Source organism: Lysinibacillus sp. CTST325, assembly GCF_054665055.1.
Window position 1 is genome coordinate 1 of record NZ_BAAFHO010000071.1, and the last position, 246, is coordinate 246.

1 pseudogene is annotated in these 246 nt (G+C 33.7%); it reads right to left on the bottom strand.

The window, feature by feature from the left end:
* A pseudogene (locus tag ACYQ73_RS28395) lies at nucleotides 1–246 on the bottom strand (helix-turn-helix domain-containing protein); the annotation flags it as partial.

The following is a 246-nucleotide window of genomic DNA, read 5'->3' on the forward strand; positions in this document are numbered from 1 at the left end:
GTGATTTTTCCTTGTTTTGAACTAAGGCATTCAACTTTTTTAAATACTCATTTTCCATTTCTAGTTGTTTAATACGTGCTTCAAGTGTTTCGGTAGAGCCTTCGACTGGTGATTGTTTTGATTGTTTATTGAATTCTTTTTTCATGGATGGACGCCCCTTTTTCTTTGATTGAAGGGCATTTAATCCTTGAGTTTCAAATTGCTTTCTCCAAACACTAATTGTTGAAGGGGCAGGTATTTTAAAAA